This window comes from Cobetia sp. L2A1, from assembly GCF_009796845.1.
In the GTDB taxonomy this organism is placed as follows: domain Bacteria; phylum Pseudomonadota; class Gammaproteobacteria; order Pseudomonadales; family Halomonadaceae; genus Cobetia.
In genome coordinates, this window is record NZ_CP047025.1 from 2,734,234 (window position 1) to 2,753,918 (window position 19,685).

The following is a 19,685-nucleotide window of genomic DNA, read 5'->3' on the forward strand; positions in this document are numbered from 1 at the left end:
GATGCTCGAAAAATGCTGAACATTAATACGCACGTCGTAAAAAACGTGACAGAACACCAGAAAAGCGGCACCAGGAATCTCTCTCGGCACCGCTATCGGATCATTCTAGAATTCCCTTGAATTGCCTCGCCCACCATCGAGAGCACGCATCGACTCGCCGCAATCAAATGACGTGCAGCAGTGCAGACGACTCAAGGCCCTGCAGCACCGTGCACCAGCTGGCCTCAACCGTGCGTTTCGAGAAGCGCTCAAGCCCGTAATCAACATTGGCACGTAGCTTGTCAAGCAGAGCATTGTCCGCCATGACTTCATCCAGCTGATGGGTCAACGATGCCACGTCGCCGTTTTTTACCAGATAGCCGTTGACGCCGTGCTTGATGATCTCGCGTGGGCCCGCCGGACACTCGAAGCTGACACACGGCACACCGCAGCTCAGTGCCTCGACCAACACCAACCCAAATCCCTCAAAGCGTGACGACAGCACGAAGAGATCGGCCGCCACATACTCTTGGCAAATATCATTGGACTGACCCGGCATCTGCACCTCGGCAGCGATACCCAGCGCCTCTGCCTGCGCCTGAAGCGAAGCGCGACAACTGCCCTCACCGACAATACGCAGCACCCAGTTCTTGCGGGTGTCTACCGGAATGGACGCCCAGGCGTCGAGCAACAGATCAAACCCCTTCTGCGGGTCCAGACGCCCAACAGCAACGGCCACATGTGGTGTTACACGCGGCACGTCTAACGCCATTGCAGGACTTGCCTGACGCTGCCCAAGCATGTATTCCAGCGGATTCAGGTTAGGCACGACACTCAACCGCTCACGCGAGGCGGGATGCAGTCTTTCCCAGTACTCACGGTCTTCATGCGAAAGCACCACGATGCGGTCAGCACGTCGTGCCGCCAGCCGCCGAGCGGTATCCCGCCGCGCAATCCCCAGGTCCGAGGTCGCATTGAAATGCTCCCAGCAGACAAAGCGGGTGCGACGACACAGATAGCTGGGTAGCAGAAACGGCAGAAATCCGATGCTTTCCACCACGATCACCACATCCGGACGCTTGCGCAACACCATCCACAACAAACGTGCGAACAGCAGAATTCCACGCAGCGCGCCCAGATGCGTGCGATCAGGATGCAGTGATTCGTGCTTGATATCCCGATGCAAGGGATACGGACTCTCAGCAGGCCCATACTCACTGATGACTTCGACACGATAATCGCCGCTGGCCACCAACAGGTTGGCGGTATCGGCGCAGGCACGCTCGGTGCCGCCTGTGCGTGACTGAGCACCCGTGTAGAACAGGACATGCTTGAGAGGCGTCATGAGGCGTATTGGCTCCGCCGAATTAATTGCCGAGATAGTGAAGGACTCAATGCATAGATCATCAACAGTGCTTTTTCTTTAAGCGAGAGCTGACGGAGCGCAGTCCATGATGTCTGCCGCAATTGAGTAAGAACGACACGTCGAACACGTGAATCATCCCGTGTCTTGTTGATGCCCTGCCGCATGATGAAGTCCATCCCGACAAATCGCAGACCGCGGACTTCGAGTAACAGCAGGCCATGAGTCGCCGCAAAGTGTCTGCGGTAATGATCTTCGAAGACCTGCCAACTACCATGAAACTTGTCCAGCTCTTGATTGCTGAACGGCTTGCGTGTCAGAGAACCATCACTACGCTTATCAAAGTGATACAACACCGTCGGAAGATAGAGGATGCGTTCGGCACGCCCGAACAGATCAAGGTTATAAAGACTGTCCTGCGCGACTGGCAGTGCCGGGAATTTCAGTGCACAAGCCCGATCTGCGCGAATAGCCTTGCCCCAAGGCGACGAGACGATGGTATCGCGCATGAAGTCACCAAAGGCCTCCCTCCGGGAGTGCTCAATCGGCGCCGTACACAATTGAACACTGTCCATGTCGCCATGCGGGCAATGCAGGCGATAACGGAAGACCACGACATCCGGATATTCAAAGGCTTCGATCTCGGCTTTCAGGCTATCCAGCGCTTCAGGCGCCAGATAATCATCAGCATCGCAGAACAACACGTAACGTCCAGTGACCAGGTTAAGTCCACGATTACGCGTCCCTCCAGGGCCCAGGTTCTCGGGATTACGCCGCAGCACCAACTCGGGCGAACTTCCTGATGCGGCCTGCTCTTCCGCCCACAAGAAACCATCATCGGACGAAGCATCATCAATGATGATGTGCTCGAAAGCTGCCTGGTTCTCGCGAAGACTTTTGATACAACGCTCAAGATCGCCCCCCGAATTATGGTTCGGGGTCACTATGGAAAAGAAAGGAGACTGTACTGCATTGCGTTCCATGCCCTGCCCTTCTATTCAGTCAATTATTGTCAGTCAGTTCGCCTTTATTATCCGCAATGATCAGTCGACTCTCACTGCATTCATCCTGATCACAGAGAGAGTTCCACCAACAAGACGCAAGACACGTCAAACGTCCGCAGTGGATAAAAACCCGACATGGCATGATAGTAAAGTGCGACACTTAGCGGCCTGCTGTTGACCACAGATTAATAACTCCCTGAAGCTCCCACAAGGCAACCTGTCGCTAAAAACCGAAATAATGAGGCTGAATACCCCTAACCTCTGTCATTTAATATTAAAACCCCATCACAAGTGACCACTCGTTTACTCAATTGATGTTTAGCTGATTGAGCTAATACCCTCAACGACATCATCCCGGACATGCTAGGCGTTTCAGCCCCCTGATGGAGATAGGTCTGCACGAGTCCATCCACACCTTTCATGCCGCGCGCGTTATCATGTGCACGTCCCCTCTCGAAGACGCCCCTCGATAACCGGCAACCGGCTATCACCACCTCCATTCACGGAGACCCCATGGCACTCTGGCAACTTGTCGCCATCATGATGAGCCTGGCCCTCGCCAGCTACATTCAAACCCTCACGGGCTTTGCCTTCGGGCTGATCGTCATGGGGTTATTGGCGACACTTGATGTCCTGCCTATCGAAAGTGCTGCCCTGCTGTGCACCCTGCTTGGGTTGTTCAACAACACCATGGCCATGCGCGGACACTGGCGCCAGGTTAGCCCCAGGTTCGCGCGACGCCTGCTGGTGACAAGCTTGCCGATGCTGCCTGTCGGGTACTTTCTGGCCCACTGGCTTGGGGAAGCGCGTGCGCCACTGCTGGGCATGCTGCTGGGTATCGTCATCCTGATCGCCTGCCTTGCTCTGCTGGCACAGCCCGCCCCACGGACGACCCATTCCCCCCGCTGGCATTTCAAGCTGGCGGGGGCGCTTTCCGGGCTGATGGGAGGGCTTTTCTCGGCAAATGGCCCACCCTTGGTGGTGGTGCTCTATCGTCAGCCCATGACGTTGATCGCCGTGCGCTGCACGCTTTTCGCCGTATTCATCGTCACCGGCGTGGTGCGCATGGGGCTGACCCTCGCCGAACCCGGCCGTATCGGCGACACACTTTCCGAACTGCTGATCATTGGCCTCTTCGGCACCTTCGTGGTGATCATCTTCACTGAGCTGGCGCGACGCTTCCCGCCGCCGTTGAGTGATAAGCACCTGCGCCAGGTCGCCTATGCCATATTGCTGGTGGCGAGCGGTAACTTGATCCTCAAGGGGCTTATCTAGACACTCAGGGAGCAGATGCTTCATGAGATAAACACCAGACAGGGAGTCAGGTTGATGCAACTGTACGAGCCCGATATGAACGGCCCTGAGATTAACGACCCTGACCCACGAGATTTCAGTACAAAAAATTTCAGTACAAAAAAAAGGGACTGCCCATGGGCAGTCCCTTTTTGATACCGGTAACGTCATCTCAGATACTGATGACGCAGGCGATCACTCTACCGTGACACTCTTGGCAAGGTTACGCGGTTGATCAACATCGGTGCCCTTGAGCACGGCAACGTGATAGGAGAGCAACTGCAGCGGAACGGCATAGACGATGGGTGCCAGATAGCGGCAGACCCCCGGTACTGTCACCACATGTACGCCCTCACCCGCCTTGAGGCTGACTTCCGGGTCTGCGAAGACGAACAACTGACCGCCGCGCGCGCGGACTTCCTGCAGGTTGGACTTCAGCTTCTCCATCAGGTCATCCATCGGCGCGACAGCCACCACCGGCATGTCTTCGTCGATCAATGCCAGCGGGCCGTGCTTCAGCTCGCCCGCGGCATAGGCCTCCGCGTGGATGTAGGAGATTTCCTTGAGCTTGAGCGCCCCTTCCATCGCGATGGGGTACTGGCTACCACGCCCCAGGAACAGTGTATGGTGGCGATGCATGAATTGCTCAGCCAGCTGCGCAATTTCACCATCCAGTGCCAGTGCCTGCTCAACGACATGCGGCAAGTCCTTCAGACGCATCAGCAACTGACGCGCGAGCAGGTCATCACCGTCTGCTGCCTGCCCCTCACGGCTCTGGCGTAGCGCAAGCGTGGTCAGCATCAAGGCCACCAGCTGTGTGGTGAAGGCCTTGGTGGAGGCAACGCCGATTTCCGGGCCTGCGCGTGTCAGCAGTGAAATATCCGACTCGCGTACCAACGAGCTGCCCGCCACGTTGCAGATAGCCAGACTCGCCAGATAACGACCAGCCTGCGGCCCCTCGGCATTGAGCTTCTGGATGTCACGCAGTGCCGCCAGCGTATCCGCCGTCTCACCCGATTGGGACAAGGTGATGAACAGTGTGCCCGGTGCCGCGACGCGCTCACGGTAACGGAACTCGGAGGCCACCTCGATCTGTGTCGGCAGGCCTGCAATCTCTTCAAGCCAATAGCGCGCCACCATGCCCGCGTGGTAACTGGTACCACAGGCGATGATCTGCACCTGACGCACTTCACCGAAGAGTGCAGCCAGCTGCGCCTCATCGACCAGCCCCTTGCCTTTCTCTTCCCCTGTTTCAGCCGCGAGGAAGGAATTGCGCGAGGCCTCAAAGGCGTCCATCCGCACACCTTGCGGATCAAGACGGTCCGCCAGCGTACGGGACAACACGGTGGGCTGCTCCATGATCTCTTTCATCATGAAGTGGCGATATTCACCCTTGCCGGAGGCCTCGACGCTGTGCTCATAACGCACCACTTCGCGGTCGACGGGCATCAGTGACTCGCCATCGCTTGAACGCTCCAGCACCTGAATGCCGTCACCGCTGATGGCGACCATGTCGCCCTCATCCAGATAGATGAAGCGATCAGTGACCGGCAGCAGCGCCAGCGGATCAGATGCGATGAAGTGCTCACCGATACCGACACCCACGACCAACGGACTACCCTGGCGTACGCCGACCAGCAGATCAGGTGTGTGTTGCTCCATCACGGCCAACGCAAAGGCGCCTTTGAGGCGTTCGGTGGCAGCATTGACCGCCTCCGGCAGTGCACGGCCGTTGCGAAGTTCACGATCAACCAGATGCGCGACCACCTCGGTGTCCGTCTCCGAGGTGAAGACATAGCCCGCCGCTTCAAGCTCGACGCGCAGTGCCTCGTGATTCTCGATGATGCCGTTGTGCACCACCGCCACTCGCTCATTGGAGAGATGCGGGTGAGCATTGTGCTGCGCCGGACGTCCGTGGGTCGCCCAACGGGTATGCGCCACACCGATCGCACCGCTCAACGGCGCCTCGATCAGCGCCTCTTCCAATGCGCGTACCTTGCCTACCGCACGCGCACGGCGTAGCTCGCCAGCGGCGTCGATCACGGCGACGCCGGCAGAGTCATAACCGCGGTATTCGAGGCGATGCAGCCCCTCGAGCAGAATCTTGCTGATATCACGCTGTGCCAGACCGGCAACGATGCCACACATGGGAAACTCCTCTTGTTCGTGCTGACTTGCTTGATGGCGACATCAGCACGAATGGATTCGATACTTGTTGCAATGCGTCAGGATGAAATGAAGTGTCAGATCAGCCGTGCGGCAGGGTCAATGTGTCGCCACGACCCACGGCGTAATACATCAACCCCGCAGCTTTCATGGCAGAAGGCTCGAACAGGTTGCGTCCATCAACCACGACCGGGAAGCCCAGCTGAGCCTTGAGCCACGGAGCATCCAGCGTGCGGAATTCCTTCCATTCAGTGCAGATCACCAGCGCGTCTGCGCCCTTGACCGTCTGCTGACGGTCCGCCACCAGCACGAGATCATCGCGCTCGCCATAGATGCGACGACATTCCTTCATCGCTTCCGGATCATAGGCCTGCACCGTGGCACCGGCAGCCCACAACGCTTCCATCAGCGTGCGGCTCGGCGCATCGCGCATGTCGTCGGTATTGGGCTTGAAGGCCAGACCCCAGACGGCAATGGTCTTGCCGGCCAGATCACCATCAAAGGCGCGTGACAGCTTGTCGAACAGCGTGACCTTCTGGCGCTTGTTGACGGACTCAACCGCTGTCAGCAGCTCTGCCTCGTAGCCGACCTGGCTAGCGGTGCGGGCCAGCGCCTGCACATCTTTCGGGAAGCAGGAGCCGCCGTAGCCGCAGCCCGGATAGATGAAATGATAGCCGATACGCGGATCACTGCCGATGCCGCGACGCACTTCCTCGATGTCCGCGCCGAGGCGCTCCGCCAGGTTGGAGATCTCGTTCATGAAGCTGATCTTGGTGGCCAGCATCGCGTTGGCGGCGTACTTGGTCAGCTCCGCGGCGCGCACGGCCATGAACATCAGTTTTTCATGGTTGCGGTTGTACGGGGCGTAGCACTCGCGCATCTGCACGCGGACCTTCTCGGAATCCGTACCGACCACGATGCGTGCACCGCGCGTGAAGTCTTCCAGCGCCGCGCCTTCCTTGAGGAATTCCGGATTGGAGCAGACATCGAAATCGTGGCTGACACCGCGGGTCTCCAGCACTTCACTCACACGAGCATGCACACGATCCGCCGTGCCGACCGGCACCGTGGATTTGTCGATGATGACCTTGTAGCCATCCATGTGCTCGCCGATGGTGGCGGCGACCGCCAGCACGTACTTGAGATCGGCACTGCCGTCTTCATCCGGCGGCGTACCGACCGCGATGAACTGCAACACACCGTGTTCGACCGCATCACGTGCATCGGTGGTGAATCTCAGGCGACCGGCGTCGACATTGCGCAGCAGCATGCCTTCGAGTCCCGGCTCATAGATGGGCAGCTCACCGCGCTTGAGGCCGTCGATCTTGGCTTCATCGACGTCCATGCACACCACGTCGTGGCCTACATCGGCCAGGCAGGTACCCGTGACCAGTCCTACATAACCACTACCAAAAATCGTGATCTTCATTGATGTCATCCTTGCAGGCCTTGCAGCCATGTCGAACGTGAAAGTGATGAGCGGCAAAATCCCCGATTCCGGCGTGAAGTTACCCAACCCGCTGACGACGCTCGCCAGCAGGAGGGGTAAATGAAAACGCAGGGAATGTCAGTGGCTGACGTTATGCCATCACCGGATCAGGGCTGGTGCTCAGCACTAGCGAAAGAAATTGCCAGCGAATGTCGTCAGATGGCCATGCTTGAACGCCACCGGCGCCTTGCGCAGGAAAAAGGCCAGTGACAGCGGCGAGAAGCGACTCCCCGTCACGCGCGCGAACATGCGGCCCTTGGTGCGTGCCTTGGCAGGCGTGCTGTAGAAGTCACTGCCGGAGGTGACGCCGGCATGCGCGACGATACCAAGATTGGCCCGCATGAGGCGTGCACCCTGCTGGTGCGCATCACTCATCACGATGAATTCCTCACCGGAGGGCTGATCGGTCCCGAGCCCGAACTGCTCGTCAAAGCGCGCATGGAACTGACAGAGGTCCAGCGCCATGTCGACAGAGCGCACGCGGGCCAGCGTCATCAAACTGTGAGATTTGAAGGCGACCGGCGGCGCGGCACGATCCGGATCGCGCTCATGCAGCGGGAAGGCCTTGACGTGCGGGAAGCTGATCGCCGCGGCTTCGGTACAGGTGAAGGCTTCCATCACCAATGCCACTGCCTGCGGGTGCAGCTGCACGTCGTCATCCAGGATATAGGCATACCGCGTGGCACAGGCGGCCAGCGCGATGTTGCGACTCTTCGAGAGCCCACGCCCTTCGACGGCCAGGTACTCAAAGCGACTGTCCAGGTGCGTCAGGACATGCTCGCGATATGCCTCCTTGCTGTCGGCATCGGTCACCTGATGCACGATCAGGAAACGGGCACCGGGCAACTCATCGTAGCGCGGCACGCTGTAGAGTCCCGCATCCAGGGTCGAGATCAAGAAGGTCAGTTCTGGCACCTGACGACGGGAATCGTCCGCGACCTGACGTTGCCCCGGTAGCATGCGCGCATGCGACTCGGAATGCGAAGCGCCTAGCGGCTGCGTGTCATCCTGAGTGTGCTGAGTCACGTTGGCCGTTACATCCTTATCAACGATGTTTTGCATAACCGTTCACCGCGTAATGGACAAAATTGCGACTGGCGCTGATGACATCCATCCCCAGCACCTCTCGATACAGACGCCACTGATAGGCAGCGGCCTTGAACTTGTTGGACGACACGCTGCCTTCACGGCGGGTGTAACGTGCCAGTGGCTCGGGCATGCCTTGGGCCGGCCCCAGCTGACCAATGATGATCAACCACAGTGCCAAGTCCTGACGCTTGCGGATGGTCGGCATGTAAAAACGCCCGAAGCTACCCGCATCATAGATAGCGGTCAGGCAGCCGATGGAGTTGGAGCGCAGCATGTCATCACGTGTCAGTCGCGCAGGGGGGGCAAAGTACGAGACATGCTCGCCCTGCTCATCGACCATCTCGTAGCCGGTGTAGGAAAGCCCTGCACCCGTCTCTTGCATGAAGGCGATCTGACGCGCGATCTTCTCTGGCAACCAGGCATCATCGGCATCGAGAAAGGCAATGTAGCGCCCCTTGGCCTCGGCAATCGCGCGATTGCGCGCACGTCCCGGGCCTCCGTTGGTATCGGTTTCCAGAATGCGGATCTCGACAGCGCCGGTATCCATCTCGGCAAAATCAGCCCGTAACTGCTCCGCTGCGTTGTCCGGCGAGGCATCGTCACTGATCAAGATCTCACGCACCGGCTCACTCTGAGCGAGCACAGACTCAACGGCCGCATGCAGACGGCGGTCATAGCCGTAATTGGGCATGATGACGGAGACATCAGCCATGGGCGCTCTCCTCTGGATGATCCAGGCGATAAGGGGGGGGTTGGCTCGAGTTGATCGAGCCGGAGCCGCCGCGAGCGGTCTCGTGCGTCTGCTCATCTGACGCAGAAGCACCCGAGGCTGGCGGTACCAATCGCGATATCAATCGCTGATAGTCCGGCAGTACTTCATGCGCGCTGTAGCGTGCAAAGCTGCGCCAGGCGCCATTCGACAAGCGCAACAACCTATCATCATCGAATTCGAGCTTGGACAATTCATGTGCCAGCTCCCCGATAATGGCAACGTCATCACTATCATCCACCTCGGCGCTGAGTACGCCGTCGCGCCCATACTCGATCAGCGCCAACGGGCCGGAGCGCACCGGACGTGACAGACACGGCAAGCCTTCACGCTTGGCCTCCAGCACGTTCATCGGCAGGCATTCACGGTCGGAGGTCAGCAACAATAGCCGGCCACGACGCAGCTCTTCGGACACCTGCTTGAGCGCGCCCGTGAATAGCACCCGCGTATCGCCGGGCACCGTGTCATCGTTCGCCCCCTGGAAAGCCTTCAATCCCAGCTCGTGACAGAGAGCCAGCAGCGCTTCCCGTTCGGGACCGTCACCGACCAGTACCAGTCGTCCGCGACGGTAACCGGCATGCGCAAACGCACGAATCGCCAGATCAACACGCTTGATCGGTGCCAATCGCCCTACCATCACGATGTCTGCCTGATGCTCACAGTGAGCACGCGTGTCCTGCGCGGTGTGATCATCCAGATAGTTGGGAATCACCGTCGGATGCAGGCCACGACGACGCCAGCATTCGGCATCGACTTCGTTGAGCACCTGCAGCACGTCAAGATGCCGATACAGCAGCTGCTTGATGACACGCTTGGCACGGCGATCGTGATGATAGGCGCTATGCTCTTGCGCAATCACACGCGTCTGAGGGCGTGGCTGTCCATTAACATCCACACCGCCCGTACCACGCGCGGCCAGCTGCGCGGCCAGATGGAAGGCAAAGTAACCGCTGACCATCACCTCGATGCGCTGCTCCAGCATCACGCTGCGCAGATGCGTCACCCAGTGACGGAAGTTCTTGCGCGTCCCGGTGGCAGGCAGCCCGAGGGTGCAATACTCGACGCCCTCCAGGCGGCCCCAGTACGGCTCGCCTTCACGCACCGAGACCAGCGTGACCCGATGGCTGGTGCGCAGATCCCGCGCCAGACCATGCATCACCTTTTCGACACCACCACACGCACTGATGTCCTGGATCAACAGAGCAACATGGGCCATGTCAGGCTCCTCGCACGACAGGCTCACCGTCCTGTGCGTCATGTTCAGAGGCCGGCGCATTCACGACGGCAGCATCCGCGGCGTCCTTGGTGTCGACACCCGCTGCTGCCGCAGCGACAGGGGAACGCGCCGGATAGGCATCATCGTTGAGTTTCAGTTCGCGCTGACCCCAGACACCGGCACGCCCCGGCGAGCGGCGCAGGAAGTCGCGGGTGATGTCGGCCGTCACGGCAAGCTTGGCCGCGATGACTTCTTCGGCCAGCGCCGGGAAGGCCTTGTCCGCCACCAGTGCCTCGATATCGGCCACGATACGCGCCGGATCAAAGTTCTCGATGTCCTGAACGCTATCACCGAGACCGAAGTCACGCATGATGCCCGGCGCCTTGGGACCACAATAGGACAGTGCATAGACCGGCGTGCCGGACATCAGCGCGAAGATCACCGAGTGGAAGCGTGTTCCGACCAGGAATTCGGCGTCGCGGTAGAGGTCGACCAGCGCATCCGGGCTCGGGTCACCTTCGACCAGTTCCATGCGCTTGGCGAGATTCGCGCCATCTTCACCATCCGCCAGAGCCTTTTGCAGATGATCGAACACCAGCTGGGAGATGCGCTGGTCGTTCTCGATATCGGTCGGACCCAGCACGTGCGGCACGATCAAGAGGCGCTCGATCCCCAGACGTTCACGTGCTTCCAGCAGTGAACGCGACAGCACCTCGACACGCTTGGCGAAGGCTTGATGATCCAGCCCCCACCAATCGCGCAGGGTAATCACGGCATAAGGAGAGGCCACACCATTGGGCGCCTTGACCTCTGCATGCTCCTCACTCGGGCGCGGCGACATGGCAAAGGCCATGTCCGTGCCCAGCAATGCGTGCGGCAATTTCGGATCCGCTTTCTGCGTCATCGCGTGAGTGATTTCCTCACGTGACACCACCAGACAGTCGCTCAAGGTGCGCAGGAAGAAGCGCTCCTGGGCGGGGGTCTTGAACGGGCCGAAGGAATGGCCCAGCAGCAGGACGCGCTTACCGGCCTTGCGAGCCAGCATCACCGGTGCCAGATAACCGATCAGTGCCAGCCACGAGGACAGCGTCTTCTTGAAGCTGCCGTTGTGGAAGATGTGGCCGCCTTTCACGACCACCAGATCAGCGGCGTCAATGATGTCGTTACCACTCTTGCCCTGCTTGCCGAACACCATCTTGGCGCCCAGACCCAGCAGCGAGGTGACGAAGCGCAGCTTGTCGCGCATCGGCGGCATCAGTGGCTGGCCGACAGTGACGCGTTCGCGGTAACGGCGACGAATATGACGGAACGGGCCACGCTCGGTCGCGAAGACCTGATCATCGATCGGCAGAATATCGATGCGGTGGCCTTCGCTCTGCGCGACGCCAGCACCCGAGACATCACTACGGCCCTGTTCGGCATCGATCAGTTGGTCGAGAAAGTCGATCGTGCCCATCAGGATGGCCGAATCGCCCTTGTTATCGTCGTGCCAACCGTGAGTCATGCATATCTTGGCCATGCTATATGTCCTTTTATATCTGTCATGTCTGCTATTCGGGGTGCGTGATGCCAGGGCATCACCACGTTCATTCTTGCCTTGTCAGGCCATGCTTGCCGTTGACAGGCTGTCGGGATCAAGTACTGGCGGCCGCCGACTCGGCAGGGACGTCAGCGCTGTGCTGGCGCGCGGGTTGGAAGCACAGTGCCATCACCAGCATCACCACTTCAGCGGCGACAGGAACGCACAGGAAGATGCTGTAAAGATCCCACTGCGCCTGACTGCCATCGGAGTGAGTCAGCGCTGCAATACTCAGTCCGCCTCCCACCACCAATGCGGCACCGACGCTCTGGCACAGCAAACGCTTGCCGTTCTTGCGCAACGCCGCAAGGCGCGTGAAGGCGCAGGTGACAAAGGCGTGCACCAGATAGACCAGCGCAAAGGCGCGCAAGGTAAGCGTCAGACGCGGATAGGCACCATTCAGGAAGTGCTCGGCCAGCCATGGCGCAACCAGTGCCAGCCCGCCCGCCACTGGCAGCGCAAAGCCGGTGGCGATGATCAGGTATTCACGCAGCCGCGCATCGCCCTGCGCCAGTTTCGGCAGGTAATAGCGGTACAGACTGGTGGGGAAGACATAGAGCGCAAAGACGATCGAGGTGACCACCGAGACGCTGGCGACCTGCGCCGGCGCAAAGGCGAGCCCAGCCAGGATCACCCACGCCTGCAGGTAGGCAAAGGACATCAGGTTGTTGTAGAGAAAGCCGCGACCGCGTGCGAAGGCCGCCTTTGAAGGCAGGCGCGCGTGGGGCGTCTCGTCATGAGCATCCGCGGCAGCATCATGTGACAACCACATGCCCAACAGCATCACGATGACCAGAACGATGGCGCTGACCATCACGAAAGTCGGCACCGGCGCCAGGCCAAACATGCCTGCCGGCGTGGTGAGTTGCTCGGAAAGCGCTGTACCGCTGATCAGTGCCACAGCCTGATGGTAGAGCGCCGGGCCCGCGGCACAGGCGACACCGATCGCCACGGCCAGCGAGATCAACACTGTCATCAGGTTGACGCGACCGAGACGCTCCTGGCGCTGCAGACGCGAATTGACCATCTGCAGGCCGACCTGCTCTGCCGCTGCACGCAGCGCACAGAAAGCGAAGATGAAGGCAGACATGCCCAGCAGCGGCGCTATACCCAGCGCGAACCCGATGGCCAGCAACGCATAGACACCGATACCGACGACCATCCAGCGACGCAGCGCACTGCCGCTCGCGCCATCTGGCGTCACCAGCAGCACTTCATTGCCGCCCAAGCGCGCCAGTACGCCAAGCAGCACCGCGTAGTTGAGCGCCAGTGCATACTCACCGAAGGCTTCTGGCGCCACGGCACGTGCCAACAGAAGACCCGCGGCGGAAGACAAGCCACGTGCCATCAGATTGAACAGCGAGAAGATCAGCGCTTCACTCATGACTGACCTCCGTTACCGACGACCAGCGCTTCGTCACTCAAGAAATAGAACTCGTAGTTGTTCAAGAAATCGTGATCCTGATTGCCGGCCGCCACCTTCAGTGACATGAAGAACAACGCCATCATCAGCACACCGCTGAGCAGGCTGGGCACCAACTTTTCGCGGAAGTGCTCGATCACGTCACATATCACGAAGATGGCGAACGGCAGGAAGTAATAGCTGGCACGCGCCACATGTTCACCATAGGTGATGAACAGGGTGTAGAGCGCCACGCCGATGAACATGAGATTGAACGCCCACGGGTCCAGCGACAGACGAAAATGCTTCCACATCATCAGCGTCGCCAGGCAGATCAACAGATAGATGACGTAGAGCTTCTGTCCCCCACCCGAGAAGTCCTCGAAATAGTGGGCGTAGAGCCCCAGCGCGCTCAATGCACTCTTGGCCAATGGGCCTGCCACGAAACACAAGGGCAACAGCACCAGATAGACCCAGAAAGGATAGGCGCGGCGCAGCAACGGATACGCCACCAGCAGCGGGAGATAGAGGGCGAGCGTGTAGTGAAAGCTCACCCCCACCAGCATCAACCCGAGTGCCGGCAGCCGCATGCCGCGCTCCAGACACGCCATCGCCACCATGAACAACGCGATCGCCACATGCTGCTTCACGAAGCCGAAGGCCGAGAGATAGATCAGCGGCAGACACACGAAGAACAGCAGGCACCAGGCGAGATTGCGACGGCTCATCACCAGCGCCGTCAGGAAACACGAGACGTAGATGAAAGCGGTGATGAAGAAGAACAGCTGCGGCTCACCCCAGGCGCGCGCCATGCGGATAAGCGCCGCTGGTGCCGGCTCCAGGAAGCTGAGATCGACCTGCCAGGTAGCCATCTGGCGGTACGAGAAATAGTCGTACCCTGCGTCGTAACGCAATGCCATGAACGCCAGACACAGTCCACCTGCCAGCCAGGCACCCAGTATGCGGGTGCGTTCGCTGGCGGCCAGCGGCAGGACTGCCACCAGCAGGGCCATGAAGGCGATGTAATAGCCACTGACGGTCAGCATGCTTAGCGTGCCCCGAAGCCAGTCAGCATGGTCTTGATGGTACGACCGACGATCAACAGATCGAGCCACACGGAGAAGCGCTTGATGTAATAGAAGTCGTGCTCAAGCTTCTCGCGGGTCTCATCTGCATCAGAGGCATAGCCCTGAGTGACCTGTGCCCAGCCGGTGATGCCCGGACGTACCACATGACGGTAGTTGTAGAACGGAATCTGCTCGGCGAATTCGTTGACGAACTTGACCTGTTCCGGACGCGGCCCGATCAGGCTCATCTCGCCCTTGAGGACGTTGATGAACTGCGGCAGTTCGTCAATACGGGTCTTGCGGATCACGCGACCGATACGGGTCACACGCATATCGTTGGCTTGCGCGAACTGGGCGCCGGACTTCTCGCTGTCGTGACACATGCTACGGAACTTGAACATGCGATACGGGCGACCACCCTGACCGACACGCTCCTGCACGAAGAACACGCCACCCTTGGAGTCGAGGCGAATCAGTACGGCAGTGACCAGGCAGATCGGCAGCACGAAGGGTGCCACGGCCAGCACGGCCAGCATGTCGAACAGACGCTTGAACAGCTCATACTCGCTGTTCGGAGCCAGCTGACCGAAGCTGTTCTCACGAACTTGATCAAGCTCGACACGACCCGTCAGTGATTCGCGGACTTCGCTGGCGTCATAGACCGGAATGCGATGCAGCACACAGTTGGCCAGGAAACGCTGCCACTCGGCCGGCATATCGGCTTCCAGGTCAGCAACGACACCGTTGTAACGCTCTTCGCCCAGGTCCGGCGCACGCATCAGGTTCCAGCGTGCCCCCTTGGTGGTGAAGAGACTGCGATAGTCACCGAACGGCACCACGGCCAGCTTGCGAATGCGCGTGCGCTGCTCGGCCCAGAAGCCGACGGAGCAGATCAGCATCGCCGCCAACCAGGAGCTACCCAGCAACAGACGGCTGAAGCGCAGGTCCAGCGCGATCATGACACTCATCGCGAGCAGATAGCTGATGGTGATGGCCGGCAATACGTAAGCGAAGGCCTTGGCACCGGGGTAACTGGACATGTGACGAATGGCCTGCAAGGCGAGCAGGAAACCACCGCAGGCGGCAATGACGCTGTGCATGCGCATTTCGCTGACCCACGGGCGCAGGCCATTGATCAACAGCAACGGGATGCCGACCGCAAGAATCAGACCGACGAAGGCCTGACACAGCGAGTTGAACATCAACCGCTCATACATGCGCGAATGGCGCTGACGGCCTTCCAGCCCGGTAGTCGCGGGATTTGTCGTGGTATTCATGTGCCTATTCCCCCTTGGCTTGCGTTCGTGTTGTGGTTCCGTTCATCACGCTCAGTGCCCGACCTTGCTACCTGATCTGTTGACACCGATTTGCCGCACATTGCTCTGACTGTTCATTGAGCACCACGCCCTGACACCGGCACCTCGACGCTCGCTTGTCTTGACATCGGGCCATCGGCGTGGATTGCAAGTAAGCACCTGCTCACGTGCCGTTCTGATATTGATAATCATGATAGCTGTAGCCGTAGCTGTAAGCAGTGGTGGCCTTGCGTTCCACAGCGTTGAGAATCGCGCCATCCACGCTGATGCCACTGGAGGCGAAGCGTTCAAGCGCCGCCTCGATTTCCTTGGGCGAGTTATGCATGAAGCGCGTCACCAGCACGTTGACACCGCACAGCTTGCCGACGATGGCCGCATCGGTGACCGCCAGAATCGGCGGCGTATCGACGATGACCATGTCGAAGTGTTCGCTGGCCCACTCCAGCAGATCGCTGAAGCGTGTCTGCAGCAGCAGCTCGGAAGGATTGTTCGGCGAGGTACCGCGTGCCACGTAGCTGAGGCTGCTCGGCGCGCTATCATTTCCGATCACCGCCAGACTTTCATCGCCAATGCTGCGCACGATGCTCTCGCGCTCGACCTTGCCCAGCAGATAGTCACTGAGCCCCGGAGAGACAGCGCCCTTCTGGGTACCCGCCATGCTCTGGTGGACGTGACCGCGACGCATGTCAGCATCGATGACCAGTACGCGCTTGCCCGCCTGGGCACAGACGGCTGCCAGGTTGGCGGAGACGAAGCTCTTGCCGATACCCGGGCTCGGGCCACAGATCATCAGACGATTGTTGGTCGCTTCCATCATCGTGAAGTGCAGGCTGGTGCGCAGACCGCGCAGACCTTCAATGGAAAGATCCGCCGGGTTGCGTATTGCCAGCAGGCCCGGTGACACAGCGGCCGGTGTCTGGGCTGCCTTGTCAGCACTGAGCGCGGACGTCATGGAAGAGAAGCGCTTGAGACCCCGTGCAAGACGGCGATTGAGACGCGCCTGTTCTTCCGAGAGCGGCAACGTGGCATGCACATTCAAACCCAGATCGGAAAGCTCCGACGGCGTCTCGATACCGCGATGCAGCAAGGAACGCAGCAGAATGAAGATGACACCCAGTGCGCCGCCCAGCAGCGTGGCGATGATCACGATGAGCGCCTTGCGAGGACTCACCGGGTGCGGCTGCGCCACGGCATCATCCAGGATGCGGATATTGCCGATGGTACTGGCCTGAGCGATGTTCATTTCTTGAGTCTTGTTGAGCAGCTGCACGTAGATCTGCTGGTTGACCTCAACCTCACGCTGCAGACGCAGAATCTCCTGCTGGGTGTCCGGCAAGCCTTCAATCTGCTTTTCCAGTGCCTTGCGGGTGCGCTGGAGATCGCCGCGCTTCTGACGCAGCGCCACATAACTCGGATGACTGGCATTGAACTTGCCAGAGAGCTCAGCCTCTTCCAGCTGGGTCTTGTTGAGCTGACTATCGATATCCACCAGCTGGTCCAGCACGGACTTGGTCTCGAGATCCAGATTCACGCTTTCGCTCTTGCCACGATAGGCATTGAGGCGCTGCTCAGCGTTCTGCAGCTTGTCGCGTACGGTCGGCACCTGCTTCTTGAGAAACTCGAGCGACTTCTCGGCTTCGGCAGACTTACGGTCAACGTTCTGTTGCTGATAGATGTCCGTGATGCGCTTGAGCACCTGCTGCGTGTGCAGCGGATCTTCGCCGACCAGCGCCAGACCCAGCACACCGGTTTCCTTGCCCATTTCAGCCACGGCGAAACGTGCGCGCAGGGCATTGGTGGCTTCCAGCGTGGACTGGTGCATCAAAGTGAACTCGGCACCGGCACCGGCCTCAAGCGCTGCCACTTCCAGCGTGACCTCACCGAGCGGCCCCTCAAAGCGCTGCACTTCACCCACTGCGCCCTTGCCGAGCACATCGCCGTCGTAGCGCAGCTCGTACTGGCCCTGGCCGTCTTGATTCTGTCCCAGTGACACCAGAGTCATCGGCACATCATTCCAGGCCTTGGGCACCTCAAGATTGATGACATCAAGCGACTCACCGGCCCACACCATGCTCGACCCCGACAGCCAGCTCGGGCGTGCCATGTCGTGCGTATGCAGGAAGTTGCCGATCAATGGGTACTGATACGGCTTGACCACCAGGTCGAGCTGCTCCTCGTGCACCGTCTTGCCCAGCACCAGACGCGAATTGATGATCTGGATCTCGGATTCCGACGGCGGCGCTTCACCGCGCAGCATGCTGGGGATATCACGTAGCGGATTCATGTTGCCGCCGCTTTCCTCGACCTGCACCAGCGCATCCGCCTTGTAGATCGGAGTCGCCAGCAGTGCGTAGAGCACCGCCAGCACACTGAAGGTGCCGGTAATCAGCACCAGCGCCAGGCGGTTGTCATACAGCTGCCCCAGCATGCGCCCCAGATCAAGACTGGTACGCGCCGGGACAGCCGAGGCCTCATTGCCGGCAGACTGGCGGGAGGGTTGGGAATTGCGGATCGACATCGTTGAATCACTCTCCTGGTGCCCTGCTCGCCCATCACGCTGGCGAGCAGGGTTCACCTTGACGACCCCTCACCTTAGTTGGTGAGGGTATCGAGGTTGTCCTGGATTTCGGTGCTGTAGTAGATAGAGCTCACCGTCGGCAACAGCTGACTGATCACGCGATTCCAGCGCGACACGGGGGCAGCGGTGACATACACGACATCCTGCGGCTTGAGGGTGAAGTCAGCGCCGAGAATCAATGCCGTGGAGTTGCGCGCATCCAGCTGATAGACAGTGGCCAGCTTCTCCGGGTCTTCACGGTTACGACGCACCACGAAGATACCCGAGGCATTGGCGGAGTTTTCCTTGATGCCGCCCGCCTGTGCGATGGCATCGGTAAGCGAGATCGGGCTTCTGCCCAGCGGCAGGCTGATGGACTTGTCCACCTCGCCCATCACGAACACCTTCTGGGTACCGACGTCCGGAACATAAAGGGTGTCGCCATCCTTGAGGAGTCTGTCCTGCCCCGCACCCGCAGATGCCGCGTTACGCTGCGCCAGCAGGTCATACAGGGAGATGATGGTCTCTTCGCCATTGCGCTTGAGCACCACGTTGTGCCAATCCGCGTCATCAGATAGCCCACCCGCAGCCGCGATGGCATCCAGCAGACTCAAGGGCACATCATCGATCGCCTGTACGCCGGGCGACTCGACTTCCCCGCTCACACGCACCTTCTGACTACGGAAGGCCGCGACCTTGACGTCAATCTGCGGCTCGTTGAGATAGGGCTGCAGCTTCTGTCCCAGCACACGACGTATCTCGTCCAGCGACATGCCGCTGACCTTGACTCGACCGATATAGGGATAGAAGAGCATGCCATCGGCATGCACCAGATTGCCGGCTTCCTGAGCACTGCGCTCGGAACCCGTCGGCAGTGACAGCTCCGGGTGGTCATAGACGACGATGGTGAGAATGTCGCCAGGGCCCACGTGATACTGGTAGTCCGGCGCCAGGCGCGCGCGGGTGCTGCTGTTGAGCTCTTGCGTCAACGCCGTTTCCAGCGCCTTGGGGCCATCGCCGCCATCCGCCGACTGACGAGCTTCGGCATCTGCTCTGGATTGCGCCTTGATCAGACCAAAGGTAATGGGTTCTACATCGACGATGTCGTCCACCGGTGCCGCCGTGGTGTCGTAGTCGATGTTGCCGCCGGGTGCGAAGACGCAGCCCGCCAGTCCGGTGAGGGCGCCGAGGCTCAAGCTGGCGCCCAGAAGTCGTGCTATCAGTGCATTTTTCATCTGAAGTCCGTTGAGTCGACAGACTCCGGCAAGCGCACGTGGCACTTGCCGGAGTCATCCCCCGCCGCATCATGCTGCCGGGATAAATTCAGTAACGTCTCCAACTCACCTTGCGCGGTGTTCTCTGCCGGAGGTGGACCCCCCGTGCTTTTCTATCGCAT

The 19,685-nt window shown here is 59.8% G+C and carries 14 protein-coding genes; 1 reads left to right on the plus strand and 13 read right to left on the minus strand.

Annotation, left to right across the window (positions count from 1 at the left end; all coding sequences use genetic code 11):
• Positions 1 to 163: 163 nt before the first annotated feature.
• Both GQR90_RS11635 and GQR90_RS11640 read right to left on the minus strand, forming a co-directional pair.
• Complete coding sequence (locus GQR90_RS11635; protein WP_158774258.1) at positions 164 to 1,324, minus strand: glycosyltransferase family 4 protein; 1,161 nt, start codon at positions 1,322 to 1,324, stop codon at positions 164 to 166.
• The gene (locus GQR90_RS11640; protein WP_158774259.1) at positions 1,321 to 2,325 is read right to left on the minus strand and encodes a glycosyltransferase family 2 protein; all 1,005 of its coding nucleotides are present in this window, start codon (positions 2,323 to 2,325) and stop codon (positions 1,321 to 1,323) included. Before GQR90_RS11640 ends, GQR90_RS11635 begins: the two co-directional genes overlap by 4 nt.
• Positions 2,326 to 2,859: 534 nt before the next feature.
• On the opposite strand from GQR90_RS11640, the gene GQR90_RS11645 reads away from it, so the two are divergent.
• Positions 2,860 to 3,621 carry a sulfite exporter TauE/SafE family protein gene (locus GQR90_RS11645; protein ID WP_158774260.1) on the plus strand — a complete coding sequence of 254 codons (762 nt, stop codon included), beginning with the start codon at positions 2,860 to 2,862 and terminating at the stop codon, positions 3,619 to 3,621.
• 213 nt (positions 3,622 to 3,834) lie between these two features.
• Here GQR90_RS11645 and glmS read toward each other — a convergent pair whose 3' ends face one another.
• From glmS to GQR90_RS11700, 11 genes are all read right to left on the minus strand, one after another.
• Positions 3,835 to 5,787 (minus strand): glutamine--fructose-6-phosphate transaminase (isomerizing), encoded by a 1,953-nt coding sequence (glmS, locus tag GQR90_RS11650; protein ID WP_158774261.1) that lies wholly within the window; start codon positions 5,785 to 5,787, stop codon positions 3,835 to 3,837.
• Between the two features lie 100 nt (positions 5,788 to 5,887).
• Positions 5,888 to 7,234, minus strand: coding sequence for a UDP-glucose dehydrogenase family protein (locus GQR90_RS11655; protein WP_158774262.1), 1,347 nt, complete (start codon positions 7,232 to 7,234; stop codon positions 5,888 to 5,890).
• A 186-nt stretch (positions 7,235 to 7,420) separates the two neighbouring features.
• Positions 7,421 to 8,320, minus strand: a complete 900-nt coding sequence (locus tag GQR90_RS11660; protein WP_158774263.1) for a glycosyltransferase family A protein — start codon at positions 8,318 to 8,320, stop codon at positions 7,421 to 7,423.
• 19 nt (positions 8,321 to 8,339) lie between these two features.
• Complete coding sequence (locus GQR90_RS11665) at positions 8,340 to 9,095, minus strand: glycosyltransferase family 2 protein (RefSeq protein ID WP_199269420.1); 756 nt, start codon at positions 9,093 to 9,095, stop codon at positions 8,340 to 8,342.
• The gene (locus GQR90_RS11670; protein ID WP_158774265.1) at positions 9,088 to 10,368 is read right to left on the minus strand and encodes a glycosyltransferase; all 1,281 of its coding nucleotides are present in this window, start codon (positions 10,366 to 10,368) and stop codon (positions 9,088 to 9,090) included. The genes GQR90_RS11665 and GQR90_RS11670 overlap by 8 nt, the downstream gene beginning before the upstream one ends.
• Position 10,369: 1 nt before the next feature.
• Entirely contained in the window at positions 10,370 to 11,887 is a 1,518-nt protein-coding gene (locus GQR90_RS11675) for a polysaccharide pyruvyl transferase family protein (RefSeq protein ID WP_158774266.1), read from the minus strand.
• Positions 11,888 to 12,002: 115 nt separating this feature from the next.
• A complete protein-coding gene (locus GQR90_RS11680) occupies positions 12,003 to 13,331 on the minus strand; it encodes a lipopolysaccharide biosynthesis protein (protein ID WP_158774267.1) in 1,329 nt (442 codons plus the stop codon).
• Complete coding sequence (locus tag GQR90_RS11685; RefSeq protein WP_158774268.1) at positions 13,328 to 14,395, minus strand: EpsG family protein; 1,068 nt, start codon at positions 14,393 to 14,395, stop codon at positions 13,328 to 13,330. The genes GQR90_RS11680 and GQR90_RS11685 overlap by 4 nt, the downstream gene beginning before the upstream one ends.
• 2 nt (positions 14,396 to 14,397) lie before the next feature.
• Positions 14,398 to 15,693, minus strand: coding sequence for a sugar transferase (locus GQR90_RS17645; protein WP_233266261.1), 1,296 nt, complete (start codon positions 15,691 to 15,693; stop codon positions 14,398 to 14,400).
• A gap of 202 nt (positions 15,694 to 15,895) precedes the next feature.
• Positions 15,896 to 18,250, minus strand: a complete 2,355-nt coding sequence (locus GQR90_RS11695) for a polysaccharide biosynthesis tyrosine autokinase (protein ID WP_158774269.1) — start codon at positions 18,248 to 18,250, stop codon at positions 15,896 to 15,898.
• Positions 18,251 to 18,324: 74 nt separating this feature from the next.
• A complete protein-coding gene (locus GQR90_RS11700; RefSeq protein ID WP_158774270.1) occupies positions 18,325 to 19,524 on the minus strand; it encodes a polysaccharide export protein in 1,200 nt (399 codons plus the stop codon).
• Between the last annotated feature and the right edge of the window lie 161 nt (positions 19,525 to 19,685).